Below are 15,246 nucleotides of genomic sequence, written 5' to 3' on the forward strand. Positions count from 1 at the left end.
ATTCTACTCAGTAAAATCATAGAGGTCCTATTTTAAGGAACCTTTAAGCAAGTATTAATAAACATAAAATTTATGTAAAGAAAGGGAGATCAGAATTTTTTAACATTTTTACTTCACCTGTCGTAGTATATATGGTAAAGTATAATTACTACGACAGTCATAGTATGACAGATAAAGTATTTGAAAGGGGTGATTTTTTGATTAGCAGTGATATCATTCGCGGCTATAATGACACCATCATTCTTTTTTTACTATTAGAAAAGGATTCTTATGGTTATGAAATTTCAAAAGATATACGAACATTGACTAACGAAAAGTACATTATTAAAGAAACAACCCTTTATTCTGCGTTTAATCGATTAATCAAAAATAACTATATTCATTCCTATTACAAAGAAGGAGAATTCGGAAAAAGAAGGACTTATTACACCATAACGTCAGAAGGCAGAAAATATTATCAGGAAAAATGCCAAGAATGGTTCGTAACCCAGGAAGTAATTAACTTATTTATTAAGGAGGGATATAATGAATAGCATTATAAATTATTTAGACAATGTCTTTGTCAGCTTACCAAAAACTTTAGAAATGGAAACACTGAAGCAAGAAATGCTCTCAAATATGGAGGATAAATATAATGAATTAAAAAAGGCTGGAAAATTGGAACATGAAGCAATAGGTATTGTCATTTCTGAATTTGGGAATATGGATGAACTGTTAAGTGAGCTTGATCTTCCCTTAATCGAGGAAACAGCACTAGAACACCAACTTACGGAAGAAGAGGTAACAACTTTTTTACAAAAAACAACAAAGGCAATGAATTTTATCGGTATAGGTGTGATGCTATGCATACTTGGCTCCGCCCTGCTAATTCTCTTCCTTCAATTGTATAATCAAGGATTGCTGAACGGCATAACCGAAAACACAGCCACTTTAATCGGTGTTGGTCAATTACTTTTATTGGTAGCAATTGCTGTTAGTTTATTTATTTATAGTGGCCAGCTATTAGAAAAGTATAAATTTATGGAAAAAGCAGCTAATTTTGAGCTTTCCACTCCTTTAAAAAAGAAAATAACAGCAGAAAAAGATGCATATCAGCCAATCTTTTTTCGTTCAGTAATTATCGGGGTAGCATTATGTATTTTATCCCCAATCGCAATACTAATAACCTCTGGTATGAGTGATCAAGCAGCAGTTTATGGGGTCTGTCTTTTACTAGTCTTTATCGCAATAGCAGTATACCTATTTATTATTAGCGGCGGCAAAAAAGATGCATATGAAAAGCTGTTAAAAGTTGAAGACTATTCCTTTGAAAAAAGAACAGAGGATAAAGTAATCGGCGCCTTTGCAGCGGTTATCTGGCCACTAGCTGTTGTCATTTTCTTAATTACTGGCTTCGTGTACGGAAACTGGCATATCAATTGGATTATCTTCCCAATAGCCGGACTGATAATGGCCATGTTTAGCGGTGCTTATACCATTATAAAAAAAGATAGATAGGAAAACAGAGCAATGGCGGTGTTTGTGAAGGAATAGTTGCACAAAAGCAGAGAGGATACCAGCCAAACTCCGGAACTTATCAGCCAAACCCCGGGGGTTATCAGCCAAACCCCGGGGGTTATCAGCCAAACTCCAGGGGTTATCAGCCAAACTTCGGGACTTATCAGCCAAACTCCGGGGGTTATCAGCCAAACTCCAGAGGTTATCAGCCAAACTCCGGGGGTTATCAGCCAAACTCCAGGGGTTATCAGCCAAACTCCGGGGGTTATCAGCCAAACTCCAGGGGTTATCAGCCAAACTCCAGGGGTTATCAGCCAAACTCAAATTTTATCAGCCAAAGCAGAGAGGATATCAGCCAAAGCAGCATCAAAAATGTCTCTCTGCTTCTTTACAATCTTCGAACTTCCAAACGAATACCTCTACTTCCACATTAAAATTACAAATAAGTACATTAAATAAAAAAACAAACACATATTAATGGATAACGGATATTTTTACGGAGGTATTTCTTATGTATGTTCATTTTTTACTCGGAGTGATGCTATTTTCCCATCCTGTACTTTTATCAGGTGATATTATTAAAGCAACAGAAAGTATATCACAACCAAAAGATAAGAAAGAAGAAATTTTTTTATGGAAATCCCCTGGTTTACCTGTTATCCATACAGATGAGTTCAATAAAGTGATGGAGGAAATAGATAAAAAAGTATATATCGCACCCAAAGATGCTGCCGTCAATAAGTATGGAGGGATTGTCCCTGAAGAAGTTGGCTATCGTCTGCATCGAGTTAAATTTATAGAGCAAATGTATGCACATTATTTCAATGATATTTCTAGTAACAAAGGGTATCCTCTAGAAGTGATTTATCCTAAGGTAGATAGTGAGCTGTTAGAAAGTATTCGCCGCAAAAAAATAGGCAGATATATAACATCTTTTAACATGAGGAATAAAGAACGGAGTATGAATATTTCTCTTGCTACTGAAGCGATTAATAACAGTGTCATTTTTCCAAATGAAAAATTTTCTTTTAATCAAATTGTCGGGAAAAGGACCGTGGAAAAGGGCTATTTACAGGCACCCGTCATTATTAACGGGAAATTTTCAGAAGATATTGGCGGTGGAATTTGCCAAGTTTCCTCTACCCTATTTAATGCAGTAGATAATGCGGGATTAAATATCATTCAACGATATTCACATAGTAGAAAAATCTCTTACGTTCCTCCCAAGCGAGATGCTACCGTTAGCTGGGACGGACCAGATTTTGTTTTTGAAAATAATTACGAACATCCCGTCCTTATTCAAGCCAAAATGTTAGGGCATCATTTACTCATAGAACTCTATTCAGCAGAAACTATCTCTTATCAACCTAGAAAAGTTCCTTATCTATAGAGGAAAAACAGAGGGAGGGTTCTTGTGAGAACAACATATATATCATTCTAAATAAGAAGAGGGATGGTCCTATTGAAGTTCATTAACCTCCATAGAAACATCCCTCTGTTTGTTTTACAAATACTCTTTGTCGATTTCTATATTACTGCGCACTGTGTTTATAGGTCTTACGAGCTTTTCAATTTTTTCACGGTTTGGTTCAAAAAATGGTGGTAAGGATAATTTTTCTCCTAATGTTTCATATGGCTCGTCTCCCATAAATCCAGGGCCATCTGTTGCTAATTCAAATAAGATTTGCGGTGCAACATTGGAATATAAAGAACCGAAATAATAGCGCTCTACAAAACCTGAGTTTGGCAATTTAAAGCTGCTCAAGCGTTCTTGCCATTGATCTAATTCGCCACGATCTTCTACTCGAAAAGCAGCATGATGAACGGTACCAAACCCTTGTCTTGCTTGTGGAAGAATGGTGTTAAATTCTACAATAACTTGGGCACCATTACCTCCTTCTCCCATTTCAAATAGATGGAATGATCCCTCTTGAGAAACTTCTTTCATTAAAAATACTTTTTCTAATACTTCTTGGAAGTATTCCAAGTAAGCAGTCCGAACAAATATTGGTCCTAATCCTGTAATTGCAAATTCTAATGGAACAGGTCCATTTTGCCATGGAGTCCCTGATGCAACTCCTGCATTTTTTTCATCCGAAATAAGTTGATATTGTTGGTCATCAAAATCTACAAATGACAATGTCTTTTTCCCAAACTGTTCTTGAATTCCTTTATGCTTCACTTCATACTTATCAAAGCGTTTTACCCAGTATTCTAAAGCTGCATCTGTCGGCACTCGGAATGATGTTTTGGAAATCTCATTTGTGCCGTGGACTCCCTTTGGTATGCCAGGAAAATCAAAAAATGTCATATCCGTACCTGGACTGCCGACATCATCCGTAAAATATAGATGATAGGTTTGAATATCATCCTGATTAACTGTTTTCTTTACCAATCTTAGCCCTAATACATAGGTAAAAAACTCATAAATTTTTTCGGCACTGCTTGTAATTGCTGTAATATGATGAAGTCCTTTTAACTCATTCATTATTATTTCCTCCTATTATTTATCTCGAAGTTGAGATATTTATATAAAAAAATATATTTAATTAAGATATCTTTAATTCGAAATAATTTTATCACTTAATAGCATTTTGGTCAATTGTTTTTCTTTTACTATATTTTCTGCTTCCTTATAAACATCATAAATTCATATTCATCAAAAAATAAGCCAACTTAACGTAGCCTTCTATTAAATACGATTAACTAATTTTATCTAAGAATTGAGTGGAAGTCTCCATTCATTTTATCAAACAATTATGGACAAGTCTTGAAAACTACCTTAATCGTAAAGGAGATTCTTAAATAATTGTTCTAGTACATATTCTTTCTTGTTTTCTTTTATATTTTAGGGGATTATTAATAGAACGGAGAATATTCACATAACTTTTTGGGAAAGTTAACATTGTCAGTATTATTCGATGAAAGTTCTAAACTTTATATAAGATAAATGATCACCGAAGGGAGAGTTTGACATGAAACTATATCAAGTAAGAAAAGGACAATTTGTATATTTTAACAATGAGTTGCACAGGGTATATTCTGTGAAGCCTGTATACAAAAAGTCCGTCCATCTTATCAAACTTAAAGATTTAACCCAGCATTTAACCATTGCCTCGAAAATTGAAAAATATAAACCAAAACAGCTTGACAGTTTTATTTTCAACCATAAGGCATATACACTTCACAAGGATAAAAAAGCTGAAGAAGGGGACTATATCTTAATTACAAATCCAAATCCCGATTACATGGACAGCTATTCATTAAACGAAATTGAAATTGTATCGTCTGTTGAACCCGATGGAGTAATCACAACAAAACATAATGGAGTCAAACATAATGAATATTTACTGATGATTCCAGGCCGTGATAATGACAGTAACTCTATAGATTATTTTAATAAAAATTTGGCAAATAGTGATATATTGAGCGACGATTCTGATCAACCTGAAAAAAGTACTCAAGGTGATATGCCGAGTATTGGTGATGTATATAAAAAAATAGGTGGGGATCACCCCCTTCAGACGATGGTGGTCGCTATCAACGGCGAAAAAATTTTCTTGGGAAATAACTTAGAAGTCTCTTTGAATGAGTTAAACGATAAGGAAATATGGGAGTTTCAATATAGCCTCCTAGAGACAGACCTGAAATGAACACAAGTGTCAGAAAGTGGATTTGATGAAAAAAGTGACGATTGTTTTTACGATTTCAATAGTCAGCAATCGGTTGTATTCTGCAAGTTAAACCAATAATGACCTATCAATGCCATATGTACTTGCTGCTCAGATTGCTCCAAATCGTAATGAAATCTTTATCTCTAAAAAAACATAAGAAAAAGAAGCGAAAAGACGGTTCTAATGAGGATAGACCTCACTAGAACCGTCTTCTTTGCTGTTCTACTTCAACAACTGCTTGGCTAATCTCCGTTCTTCTTTATCTTTTGTTGTGCTCATTATTGTTTTAAGGGCATGCTGTATTTCTGATAGCTGCCTAAAGGTTGGCGACCATTCTGCCAACACACTTAATCCTAGCCAACGTAAGCTTTCATTTTTAGTTTCTAGAGATGCGTAAACTAATGGTGCCCCTATTCCCTCGAATTCATGTAAATCTTGAATAATATACTCTAGACAATACTGTTCTTCCAGCGATAAACTGGATAAAGAAAAATGTGTTTCTGCAAAGGCACAAAGATCTTGAATAGACTGTAAATCCCTTGTTTCCATGATAGCACCATACAATATACTGTTTGTCGGCTCTTTCTTCAGCTTTTCAAATAATAGTGCCGTAATGTCTAATTGATAGAATCGAGCTATCTCCATTGCTCGGAAATCTACCTTCTCGCTCGATTGTAATACATCCAATGCCAGCTGTGACCATTTAGGGTTGTCTATAAACGGTTGAACAGCTTCTTGAATTGCCTTGCGTTCATGCTGCTTCCATTGTCCATTTAATCGCTCTTCCCAAATGTCATCTTCAGCATGAACAAATTCGCTTATTTTCATTATCGGATAAAAATCCTCTAAGCTTTCACAGTGGGTTGTGGCGTGGTGAAGGAAGCGAGTCATTACAGCACTGGCGTAAGGATATTGATCCATGCCGTCTTGATTTTCATCGTCTAATAAGCCTTCTATAATCATAGCCGCTCCCGTGTATAGCTCCTTGGAAATATTCACTTCGTAGAGCGCAACATCTAGCTCTCCCTTTACTGCACAACGATGCGCTAGGAAATCAGCAAATTTCCTATTTTCACATCCTTTTGTAAGCAGCCAATACTTCATTTCCGGCGTCTTCGCTTCTACTAGCTCAATCGCTGTCATTTTACCAATCCCTCGGACAGATTGAACTAGTTTCCATATTTGATCATTTACTCCCTTCCCTCCGCTTCTTATAGCGAATATAGCATATGGGGTAAACTCATCGTGTAAGCCGATTGTATATAAAAGCTCCTGATATTCCTCACAGTTCGTAAACCCGAGAACAAGAATAGCAAATTTAACAACATCTCTATGTGCAGCATGTTCTAATAGCCATAATGCCTCTTGCTGTGCCAGCTGTTCATCCAATTCCGCTTGCCCTAACTGGTCTAGAAGCTCATCTCGATAGATGGCAATATGGTCAAAAATAATTTGATCATATGTCGCCTTTCTTGTTTTTATAGTGGGTTGTTCCAGCTGTTCTTTAAAAAGCTTCATCAGCTTACTCACAAAAAACGGCGTTTTCGGTTCATTCACGATGATATCAAATAACCCTGGCTCCAAAGGTGGATTATCTTCTCCAAAAAAGTACGTATCATCTGGTAAAGTATTTTCTACTATTCTATTATTTTCTAGAACTTGTCTTTGAATAAACGGAACTATTTTCTCTTTATGATCCCAGGGCAGAAATTCAAGTTTTTCGGATTCCTGCAGAATCGTCTCATTATCAATTTTGATGCTGCAGTTTAAACTTACGTAGCCACCAATTTTAACAGAGACTTTATGCTTTTTCCCACCTTCCAAAGTGAGGACTCCCGATAGTTTTGTGTAAGGAATAATATGCGATAGTATTGATTTCCGTTTATTCTGAGCTACCGTTATCCCATCAATGATAAGCAACTCTTCTTTCATTTGATTGATCACTTCTATCACATGTCCTTTATAATGAACGGTCCAACTCTTTTGAACCTCTTTCTCTATATCCTTTGTTAAATTCCGCATTTCATGTTTTAATTCATCTTTAAAGCCCATGCCATTCCTCCTCATTTTTGAACACAACAAAAATGGATAGTTTAGTATATTCACCCATATCTACCCATATTTCTATTAAATACTATCTTTCCCTTTTAGGAAAGACTTTCAGTAAAAAAAGACACAAAAGGAGAGTTTTAGCGAGGACATCCCTCACTAAAACCGTCCCTCTGCATCCTCTGTCAGATCTTTCACTGTTTCTCCTTGGATGAGTTCTGGTTGGTAATAGTTTTCATTTTTTAAATCTTTTTTGCCTTGTAGTTTTCTAATAATCCATTCCGCGGCATCGTGTCCCATTTTTTCTTGGGGATGCGTTAAGGTTGTCAGCTTGATATTAGCGTTTTTAGCCATATAGGAATTATCCTGGCCAATAACAGAGAGTTGATCTGGAATGGCGATGTTCAGTTTTCTGCATACATTAACAACCTCTAATGCTACCTCGTCGTTATAGCAGACAATCGCTGTCATTCCGTCCATATTTTCATGTAGAAATTCCTTTAATTTCACCTTTAAATCAGGCTTTGTTTCGGTTGTAAAAGAATAAACATGCTCTGCTTGAAAACGCAGCTTTGCTTCTCCTAATGCTTTTATGTATCCCTTCATGCGAAACTTTCCTTGTAAGTCATCCATTTTCGCTATAAGTCCAATTTTTGTATGCCCTTTTGCGATTAATTCATTTGTTGCAAGATAGCTAGATTTCACATCATCAAGACAGAAGAATGGCACTTCTAGTTCTTCATAATAGGCATTGACCATAATGAATGGAACGTCTTGCTCTTTAAAGGCTAGATAGTAAGCAATATTTGGATTGTATAAATTACTTTTTGTCGGCTCTACAATTAATCCGTCTACTCCAAATGCCAGCATCATCTCCAATGCCTTCTTTTCTTGTTCCACATCATTGTTTGTGCTTGCTAATAATAAAGAGTAATCCTCTGCATTTAACCGACTTTCAATTCCTCGAATAATGGAAGGAAAGATATAATCAGATATATAGGTGGTAATAACACCAATTGTTTTCCTTTTGGATTTTCCGTTCCCTTTTAATTGATAGTAGTTACTTACATAGGTACCAGATCCTTTTTCACTTCGGAGAAATCCGTCATTGGACAATTCCAAGATTGCTTTTCGCACCGTATGACGGCTAACTTTATACATTTCCTGCAAGATTGATTCAGTAGGAATTTGTTCTCCAACCTGATAATCTCCAGAAAGAATTTTACTTTTTATATCATCAATGATGATCTGATACTTTAATTTCATTTAATGCACTTCCTTCAATGTAATGGCCATCCGGTATTTGTATGGTCATATTTTAGCATAACTGCTACAGAAACAAAACAATGCATATTAGTGCATACAAATTACACACAACTAATCACATTATATTTTTCCGACAATTTTTTATACGAACATACATAAATTTATTTTCAGGCTAGTATTAATAGTAATAAGGCTATTACTGCTTCTTTTTATTTGTATGAACATTTATAAATATATTTGACAAGTGTACGTACACATTATAAAGTATAGGTAGAAAAATGATATTAATAAAGGCTATTATCTCCACTGATTACGAAACCGCTGTCAAGGAGGGAATATATGAAAAATAATCGAGCAAATACCAAACAAGATATTGTTGAGGGGGCAACTTCACTTGGAATTGAATTCGGTTCCACGCGAATCAAAGCTGTCTTAATTAACAACCGTTTTGAAACCATCGCAACTGGAAGTTATGAGTGGGAGAATCTTTTAGAAGATGGGTACTGGACTTACAATTTAGTGGACATTATTACTGGCTTGCAAACCGCTTATAGTGAAATGAAACAAGAGGTTGAGCGAAATTACGGGGTAACTATTCGCACAGTTGGTTCGATTGGTTTTTCTGCGATGATGCATGGCTATTTAGCCTTTGATCATACTGGTGAACTACTTGTTCCATTTCGAACTTGGCGCAATACTACCACAAGTACTGCTGCAAAAAAATTAACTGATGTATTCCAATTCAATATTCCAGAAAGATGGAGTATTGCACATCTTTACCAAGCTATCTGGAATAATGAACAGCATATCCCGCGTATCGACCATATTACTACTTTATCTGGATATATTCATTGGTTACTAACTGGTCAAAAGGTCATCGGCATTGGCGATGCTTCCGGTATGTTCCCAATTGATGAAACAACGCAAGATTATAATGAATCAATGATAGAACAATTCGATGCATTAATTGCTGCAAAAGAATACCCTTGGAAACTGAAGGATATCCTTCCAAAAGTCGCTATTGCTGGAGAGCAAGCCGGAAAATTAACAGAAATCGGCGCAAAAATTCTGGATCGTTCGCGGAATTTACAACCTGGTATTCCCCTATGTCCTCCAGAAGGAGACGCCGGCACAGGAATGGTTGCAACTAACAGCGTAAAGAAACGGACTGGAAATGTCTCCGTTGGAACTTCTGTTTTTGCCATGATTGTATTAGAAAAAGACCTTTCAGCCGTTTACCCAGAAATTGATATTGTTACAACTCCAGATGGATCTCCAGTTGCAATGGTCCATGCCAATAACTGTACGAGTGATTTAAATGCCTGGATGCGCTTATTCCGCGAATTTTCAGAAGCAATGGGACAAAAGGTAGAAATGGACAAATTGTTCCACGTTTTATTAAACGCCTCTTTGAAAGCGGATGCAGATGGTGGCGGATTGCTAAGCTACGGCTATTTTTCAGGTGAAAATATTACTGGTTTGGAAAGCGGCCGCCCCTTATTCGTACGCTCGCCAGAAAGCAATTTTAATTTAGCAAACTTTATGAGAGTCCATCTCTTTACGGCCTTTGGAGCTTTAAAAATCGGTATGGATATTTTAACCCAGCAAGAAAATGTGGCAATAGATAGCATCTTAGGACATGGTGGTTTATTCAAAACTCCTGTTGTGGGACAAAAAATTGTGGCAGCTGCGATGAATACACCTGTTTCTGTTATGGATACTGCTGGAGATGGCGGCGCATGGGGAATCGCTATTCTTGCTTCTTATATGTTAAATAATAACGAGAATGATAGTTTAGAAGAATATCTCGACAAAAGAGTATTTAAAGAAGTAGATAAGCAAACGATTTATCCAGACCGCTTTGACGTAGAAGGCTTTGAAGAATTTATCGAACGCTATAAAAAAGGGTTAGCAATCGAAAAGGCTGCAATCGAAAATTTGATTCATTAAGGGATGATTGGAGGGATTTACATGTTAGAAAAGCTGAAAGAAGAAGTTTTTCTCGCAAATTTGGAATTACCTAAGCAGGGACTCGTGAAATATACATGGGGAAACGCCAGCGCCATTGATCGCGAAAGTGGTTTATTCGTGATTAAACCTAGCGGGGTTGATTATGAAACAATGCAGCCAAGCGATATGGTCGTAATAGATTTAGAGGGAAATGTTGTAGAAGGAACGTTGAACCCCTCCTCTGACACAGCTACTCACGCTGTTCTCTATAAACATTATCATGAAATCGGCGGGATTGTGCATACTCATTCCACTTGGGCAACTATTTGGGCTCAGTCAGGACTTGATCTTCCCGCTCTGGGAACTACACACGCTGATACTTTTTATGGTGCTGTACCATGTGCTCGCTTTTTAACACAAGAAGAAATTGATCGTGGTTATGAAGCAGAGACTGGTAAAGTAATCATTGAAACTTTCGAAGAACGGGGATTAGACATCTTAGCTATCCCTGGCGTTTTGCTTCATGGACATGGTCCCTTCACTTGGGGAAAAGATGCTAAATCAGCTGTTATGAACAGTGTGGTGTTGGATGAAGTGGCGAAGATGAATTTATTTACAAGAGAATTAAATCATTTTTCCAAAGAATTGCCGCAGCGTATTTTAGATAAACACTATTTACGAAAGCATGGAAAGAATGCCTATTATGGTCAAAAATAATATTTAACTATAAAACTATCATTAGAAAGAGGGAAATAGCATGTCAACTAATAAAGTATTTTGGTTTGTTGTAGGATCCCAGCATCTATACGGCGAAGAAGCGTTAAAGGAAGTCAAAGCCCATGCACAAACAATGACAGACACTTTAAATGAAAGTGGTCTACTGCCTTATCCGCTTGTTTTGCAAGATTTAGCAGTAAGCGCAGATACCATTACAAAGATGATGAAAGAAGTTAACTACCGGGATGAAGTAGCTGGCGTCATCACCTGGATGCACACATTCTCTCCTGCGAAGATGTGGATTCGCGGAACTAAGCTATTACAAAAGCCTTTGCTTCATTTAGCAACACAATACAATGAAAGCATTCCATGGGATACGATTGATATGGACTTTATGAATCTAAATCAAGCAGCTCATGGGGATCGAGAGTATGGTTTCATTAATGCACGTTTGAAAAAACAAAATAAAGTAGTGGTTGGCCACTGGCAACGAGCGAAAGTACAGCAGCAAATTGCTGATTGGATGGACGTAGCCGTAGCTTATAACGAAAGCTTTCAAATTAAGGTTGCACGATTTGGCGACAATATGCGTAATGTTGGGGTGACAGAAGGAGATAAAATCGAAGCGCAAATCAAATTTGGCTGGACCGTTGATTACTTTGGAATTGGTGACCTTGTTCAATATGTAAATGAAGTAAGCGAAAATGAAATAAATGATTTATTTGCACAATATGAAAAACTATATGACTTTGACTATGGAAGCTATAGTAAGGAAGCTTGGGAAGCTAGCGTAAAAGTGCAGGCAAGCTATGAAATTGCCATTAAACGCTTCCTTGATGAAGGCGGATACAATGCTTTCACCACAAACTTTGAGGATTTATATGGTATGAAACAGCTCCCTGGTCTTGCTGTTCAGCGTTTAATGGCACAAGGCTATGGATTTGCCGGCGAAGGTGATTGGAAGACCGCTGCACTTGATCGCCTTCTAAAAGTAATGAGCCATAACGAGTCAACAGGCTTTATGGAGGATTACACCTATGAATTAGCTGTTGGCCAAGAAGCTGCACTTCAATCACATATGCTAGAAGTCGATCCAACTTTAGCAAGCAATAAACCGAAAATTATTGTATCACCATTAGGGATTGGCAATCGCGAGGATCCAGCTCGATTAGTATTTGACGGAAAAGCAGGAGATGGAGTTGTTGTTTCCATGGCTGACTTCGGTACTCATTACAAGCTTTTAATCAATGAAGTATCCGCATTTGAACCAACCGTTCCAGCCCCAAATCTCCCAGTAGCTCGGGTATTATGGAATATCAAACCAAATTTTCAAGAGGGCGTAAAGGCATGGATCGAAAACGGCGGCGGCCATCATACAGTCGTTTCTCTAAACCTAACACCCGATCAAATTATCACCTATGCAAAACTAGTTGATTTAGAATATGTCGTGATTAAGTAATGACCTTGGAAGGAAGGTTCTAGCTCAACTCCAAAAAAAGGACGGTTCATGTGATTATTATATATTCTCACAAGAACCGTCCCTTTGCTTCTTTTGCTCTCATTTATTCAACTCATTCCTCCTGGACCACTACTTGAATTAACTCGATTATAATGGACTACTTCTCCTAATTTATCTGCTTGTTTATTTTCATCAGGTGCTGTCATTCCAGATTTCTTTGCGAAAAATAGCACAAGTCCCATCACAATTACCACTGGTGCAAATAACCATAAAAATATCATTTTTACACCTCCACATCTATTGTTTAACAATTGCTACTTAAGAATACGTTTTAAAGAGCTAATTAGTTTCATTTATTTGGAAAAATCTGTTGGACGATTCTTGTATTTTTTTCCGTTCTATGTAGTCGGTTAGATTTATGTATTGAAAACTTACAAAAAACCATATCTCAATTCTAAACAGTTCTTTTTCCCATTACACTTTCCCTTTATTTTCTTATTTTACCTTTTCAATACTTATTATTTCTGTTAGAGAAATCAAGATAAAATTTGATGCTCTCCGTAGCTATAATCTATAATAAGTCAAAGCTCCCTCTTGTTTTTCCTTTTTTCATCCATATGATTGTATGGCTCTTGCATATCCAAAGGGAATACCGTGTTCTTTTGATGGACTTGACCATTTAGCAGCAATTTAAGATTATTTTCCTTTCTCCAATAGTGGAGCGGTAACCTGTTCTAATCCAACTAAGCCGAGAATCGTTAATAATATTTTTTGTGCCCCAATATGAGCATTGGTAGGATTATAATATTCCTGCAGTGTATGGAATCCTCCACCTTCGCCCCCACCGCCGAGCGTTAAGGCGGGAATCCCTAAATGAATAGGAACGTTCGAATCAGTGCTACTTGCCTGATCTAGGATCGGTTCAAATCCTAGTGTTGCTGTCGCACATCGAGCAGCTTGCACAATTACACTATTTTTATCTTGTGATCCTGCTGGACGATCGCCTACCTTTTCTATCTGAAGACTAACTTGTGCTTCCACATTCCAGCGAGCATTTTCTTCTTCCTTTGCTTGCTCCATCAAATGTAAAAATTTACTTTCGATTATTTCAAGCTCTTCTTGCGAATTCGAACGTAAATCAACTAGCATCTCTGCTGTCTCCGCAATCGTATTAACAGAAGTTCCTCCTTTTATCATCCCTACATTAAACGTCGTCTTTGGTTCAACAGGTGTTGCTAGATCAGAAATTTTGGCAATGGCTCGCCCTAATGCATGAATAGGGCTTGGAATACCAAAATTCCCAAAACTATGCCCACCAGGTCCTTTAAATAAAACATTAAATCTTTTGCTTCCTGTGCCTAAATAAGTGATACGACTTGGATCCCCAGGCTCTATCGAGATAAAACCATCTATATCTTGCCGATTTTCAAATAATGATTTCACCCCTCTTAAATCTCCTAGCCCTTCTTCCCCCACTGTGGCACCAATAATAAGATCTCCTTCTGTCTTTATCCCCGCCACAGCAAGAGCACGTATAATCGTTAAAACAACCGCTAACCCTCTTCCATCATCACAAATCCCCGGCGCATAGATTAATCCGTCTTCGTGGACAGCCTTTACATTTGTCCCTTTTGGGAACACGGTATCTAAATGAGCACAAACAACTAAGGAAGGACCATTCCCGCTTCCTGGCAGTACACCAAAAACATTTCCTACCTCATCTGTAGTTACTTTTTGAACACCTAACGATTCTAATCTCTTTTTATACCATTCTCCTTTTTCCTTTTCTTCAAAGGTTGGTGCCTCTATTTCCGTCAATTCAATTTGTTCCTTGGTTGTTGCTTCGTTATCCTCTTCTAAAAATTTGAGTGCTTTTTGGACTTGCTCATTCTCAGCAAGTAGTTTATATACTTGCCCTACCTTCTCGGTTAACCCCTCTGTTTTGTGCTCAATATTTGTCATGAAATATACACCCCTCTCTCACTTTTTAATCAATCATATAAATTTACAAGCAACAACATGTTTATCGTTAACTTGTAATTTTGAAGGCACTTCCTGCTTACATCGATCCATTGCAACTGGACACCTTGTGTGAAATACACATCCTGCTGGAGGATTTATAGAGTCCCAGCTTTATTTTTAAAATATTCTGTCTATTATTATTACAGGTGTATGATCTTTTAAACAAATGATTGCTATATTTCCTTCTAGAGTGATTTTCATACCATATAGCTCAGAAAGTTTAGCAAGTCTTTACAATATGTCCTGATTATTGGAGAGAATCGGCCAACCTCTTTCCTAATTCCACTGGATGCGACATATCCGTATGACTTAATTGATCTTTTTCCTAAAAGTCTATTGGCAAATTTGGTACAGTGTCATTTTGAAAAATAAAATTACCTAAGCTGTAAAACATCGGACGATTCTTATAAATTTCTATTCCTAAGGGATTACCTTCATTATGATGGAGTGTGACTTCTAAATTCGTAAATCGAAGGATTCAAATTTGACTGGAGCTTACGTGTGATAAAGGAATCATCAGTCGCAGCAAACGTATAATGGTATCTTACATTTTTCGACTCCTTTTATTAAATCAGAATATTCCCTTAATTATTCTTTTAATCAAAGTATAGA

The 15,246-nt window shown here is 37.0% G+C and carries 14 protein-coding genes and 1 pseudogene; 8 read left to right on the top strand and 7 right to left on the bottom strand.

The window, feature by feature from the left end; translation table 11 throughout:
• Nucleotides 1–197 precede the first annotated feature (197 nt).
• Genes NX902_RS21125 through NX902_RS21140 form a run of 4 tightly spaced genes read left to right on the top strand, consistent with a single transcriptional unit; the run spans nt 198 to nt 2,887 of the window.
• Nucleotides 198–533 (top strand): PadR family transcriptional regulator, encoded by a 336-nt coding sequence (locus tag NX902_RS21125; RefSeq protein WP_163185389.1) that lies wholly within the window; start codon nt 198–200, stop codon nt 531–533.
• Nucleotides 526–1,497: a permease prefix domain 1-containing protein gene (locus NX902_RS21130; protein ID WP_341160971.1), complete on the top strand. Its 972-nt coding sequence runs from the start codon at nt 526–528 to the stop codon at nt 1,495–1,497. The genes NX902_RS21125 and NX902_RS21130 overlap by 8 nt, the downstream gene beginning before the upstream one ends.
• Before the next feature lie 36 nt (nt 1,498–1,533).
• Nucleotides 1,534–1,956: a hypothetical protein gene (locus NX902_RS21135; RefSeq protein ID WP_341160972.1), complete on the top strand. Its 423-nt coding sequence runs from the start codon at nt 1,534–1,536 to the stop codon at nt 1,954–1,956.
• Nucleotides 1,957–2,008: 52 nt separating this feature from the next.
• On the top strand, nt 2,009–2,887 hold the full coding sequence (locus NX902_RS21140; RefSeq protein ID WP_095329746.1) for a VanW family protein: 879 nt from the start codon (nt 2,009–2,011) through the stop codon (nt 2,885–2,887).
• Nucleotides 2,888–3,001: 114 nt separating this feature from the next.
• Here the strand turns inward: NX902_RS21140 and NX902_RS21145 are convergent, their stop codons facing one another.
• Nucleotides 3,002–3,985, bottom strand: a complete 984-nt coding sequence (locus tag NX902_RS21145; RefSeq protein WP_095329745.1) for a ring-cleaving dioxygenase — start codon at nt 3,983–3,985, stop codon at nt 3,002–3,004.
• A 487-nt stretch (nt 3,986–4,472) separates the two neighbouring features.
• Between NX902_RS21145 and NX902_RS21150 the strand changes: the two genes are divergently transcribed.
• Nucleotides 4,473–5,150, top strand: coding sequence for a hypothetical protein (locus NX902_RS21150; protein WP_095329744.1), 678 nt, complete (start codon nt 4,473–4,475; stop codon nt 5,148–5,150).
• Nucleotides 5,151–5,393: 243 nt separating this feature from the next.
• Here the strand turns inward: NX902_RS21150 and NX902_RS21155 are convergent, their stop codons facing one another.
• Both NX902_RS21155 and NX902_RS21160 read right to left on the bottom strand, forming a co-directional pair.
• Nucleotides 5,394–7,223 (bottom strand): hypothetical protein, encoded by a 1,830-nt coding sequence (locus NX902_RS21155; RefSeq protein ID WP_171510032.1) that lies wholly within the window; start codon nt 7,221–7,223, stop codon nt 5,394–5,396.
• 156 nt (nt 7,224–7,379) lie between these two features.
• Complete coding sequence (locus NX902_RS21160; protein ID WP_163185385.1) at nt 7,380–8,486, bottom strand: GntR family transcriptional regulator; 1,107 nt, start codon at nt 8,484–8,486, stop codon at nt 7,380–7,382.
• 339 nt (nt 8,487–8,825) lie between these two features.
• Here NX902_RS21160 and NX902_RS21165 point away from each other — a divergent pair, with 339 nt between their 5' ends.
• The 3 genes from NX902_RS21165 to araA are packed head-to-tail and all read left to right on the top strand — an operon-like array spanning nt 8,826 to nt 12,612.
• Nucleotides 8,826–10,436, top strand: coding sequence for a xylulokinase (locus tag NX902_RS21165; protein ID WP_123258335.1), 1,611 nt, complete (start codon nt 8,826–8,828; stop codon nt 10,434–10,436).
• 21 nt (nt 10,437–10,457) lie between these two features.
• Nucleotides 10,458–11,153, top strand: coding sequence for an L-ribulose-5-phosphate 4-epimerase (locus NX902_RS21170; protein ID WP_095329740.1), 696 nt, complete (start codon nt 10,458–10,460; stop codon nt 11,151–11,153).
• 40 nt (nt 11,154–11,193) lie between these two features.
• Entirely contained in the window at nt 11,194–12,612 is a 1,419-nt protein-coding gene (gene araA, locus NX902_RS21175; RefSeq protein ID WP_172859193.1) for an L-arabinose isomerase, read from the top strand.
• A 107-nt stretch (nt 12,613–12,719) separates the two neighbouring features.
• On the opposite strand, the gene NX902_RS21180 is transcribed toward araA, so the two are convergent.
• The 4 genes and pseudogenes from NX902_RS21180 to NX902_RS25845 form a co-directional block, all read right to left on the bottom strand.
• Nucleotides 12,720–12,893 (bottom strand): hypothetical protein, encoded by a 174-nt coding sequence (locus NX902_RS21180; RefSeq protein ID WP_163185376.1) that lies wholly within the window; start codon nt 12,891–12,893, stop codon nt 12,720–12,722.
• Between the two features lie 415 nt (nt 12,894–13,308).
• The gene (locus NX902_RS21185; RefSeq protein WP_341160973.1) at nt 13,309–14,574 is read right to left on the bottom strand and encodes a M20/M25/M40 family metallo-hydrolase; all 1,266 of its coding nucleotides are present in this window, start codon (nt 14,572–14,574) and stop codon (nt 13,309–13,311) included.
• Nucleotides 14,575–14,607: 33 nt separating this feature from the next.
• On the bottom strand, nt 14,608–14,733 hold the full coding sequence (locus NX902_RS21190; RefSeq protein ID WP_328587990.1) for an oligopeptide/dipeptide ABC transporter ATP-binding protein: 126 nt from the start codon (nt 14,731–14,733) through the stop codon (nt 14,608–14,610).
• 18 nt (nt 14,734–14,751) lie between these two features.
• Nucleotides 14,752–15,055 (bottom strand): annotated as a pseudogene (locus tag NX902_RS25845) (CapA family protein); the annotation flags it as partial.
• Nucleotides 15,056–15,246 lie beyond the last annotated feature (191 nt).

Origin of the sequence: Niallia sp. FSL W8-0954 (assembly GCF_038005605.1) — a bacterium.
Classification (GTDB): domain Bacteria; phylum Bacillota; class Bacilli; order Bacillales; family Cytobacillaceae; genus Niallia; species Niallia circulans_A.

Excerpts from the sequence above, each read along its gene's own strand:
- NX902_RS21140 (WP_095329746.1), top strand. The coding sequence starts at position 2,009 with ATGTATGTTCATTTTTTACTCGGAGTGATGCTATTTTCCCATCCTGTA.
- NX902_RS21165 (WP_123258335.1), top strand. The coding sequence starts at position 8,826 with ATGAAAAATAATCGAGCAAATACCAAACAAGATATTGTTGAGGGGGCA.
- NX902_RS21130 (WP_341160971.1), top strand. The coding sequence starts at position 526 with ATGAATAGCATTATAAATTATTTAGACAATGTCTTTGTCAGCTTACCA.
- NX902_RS21180 (WP_163185376.1), bottom strand. The coding sequence starts at position 12,893 with ATGATATTTTTATGGTTATTTGCACCAGTGGTAATTGTGATGGGACTT.
- araA (WP_172859193.1), top strand. The coding sequence starts at position 11,194 with ATGTCAACTAATAAAGTATTTTGGTTTGTTGTAGGATCCCAGCATCTA.
- NX902_RS21170 (WP_095329740.1), top strand. The coding sequence starts at position 10,458 with ATGTTAGAAAAGCTGAAAGAAGAAGTTTTTCTCGCAAATTTGGAATTA.
- NX902_RS21155 (WP_171510032.1), bottom strand. The coding sequence starts at position 7,223 with ATGGGCTTTAAAGATGAATTAAAACATGAAATGCGGAATTTAACAAAG.
- NX902_RS21160 (WP_163185385.1), bottom strand. The coding sequence starts at position 8,486 with ATGAAATTAAAGTATCAGATCATCATTGATGATATAAAAAGTAAAATT.
- NX902_RS21150 (WP_095329744.1), top strand. The coding sequence starts at position 4,473 with ATGAAACTATATCAAGTAAGAAAAGGACAATTTGTATATTTTAACAAT.
- NX902_RS21185 (WP_341160973.1), bottom strand. The coding sequence starts at position 14,574 with ATGACAAATATTGAGCACAAAACAGAGGGGTTAACCGAGAAGGTAGGG.
- NX902_RS21145 (WP_095329745.1), bottom strand. The coding sequence starts at position 3,985 with ATGAATGAGTTAAAAGGACTTCATCATATTACAGCAATTACAAGCAGT.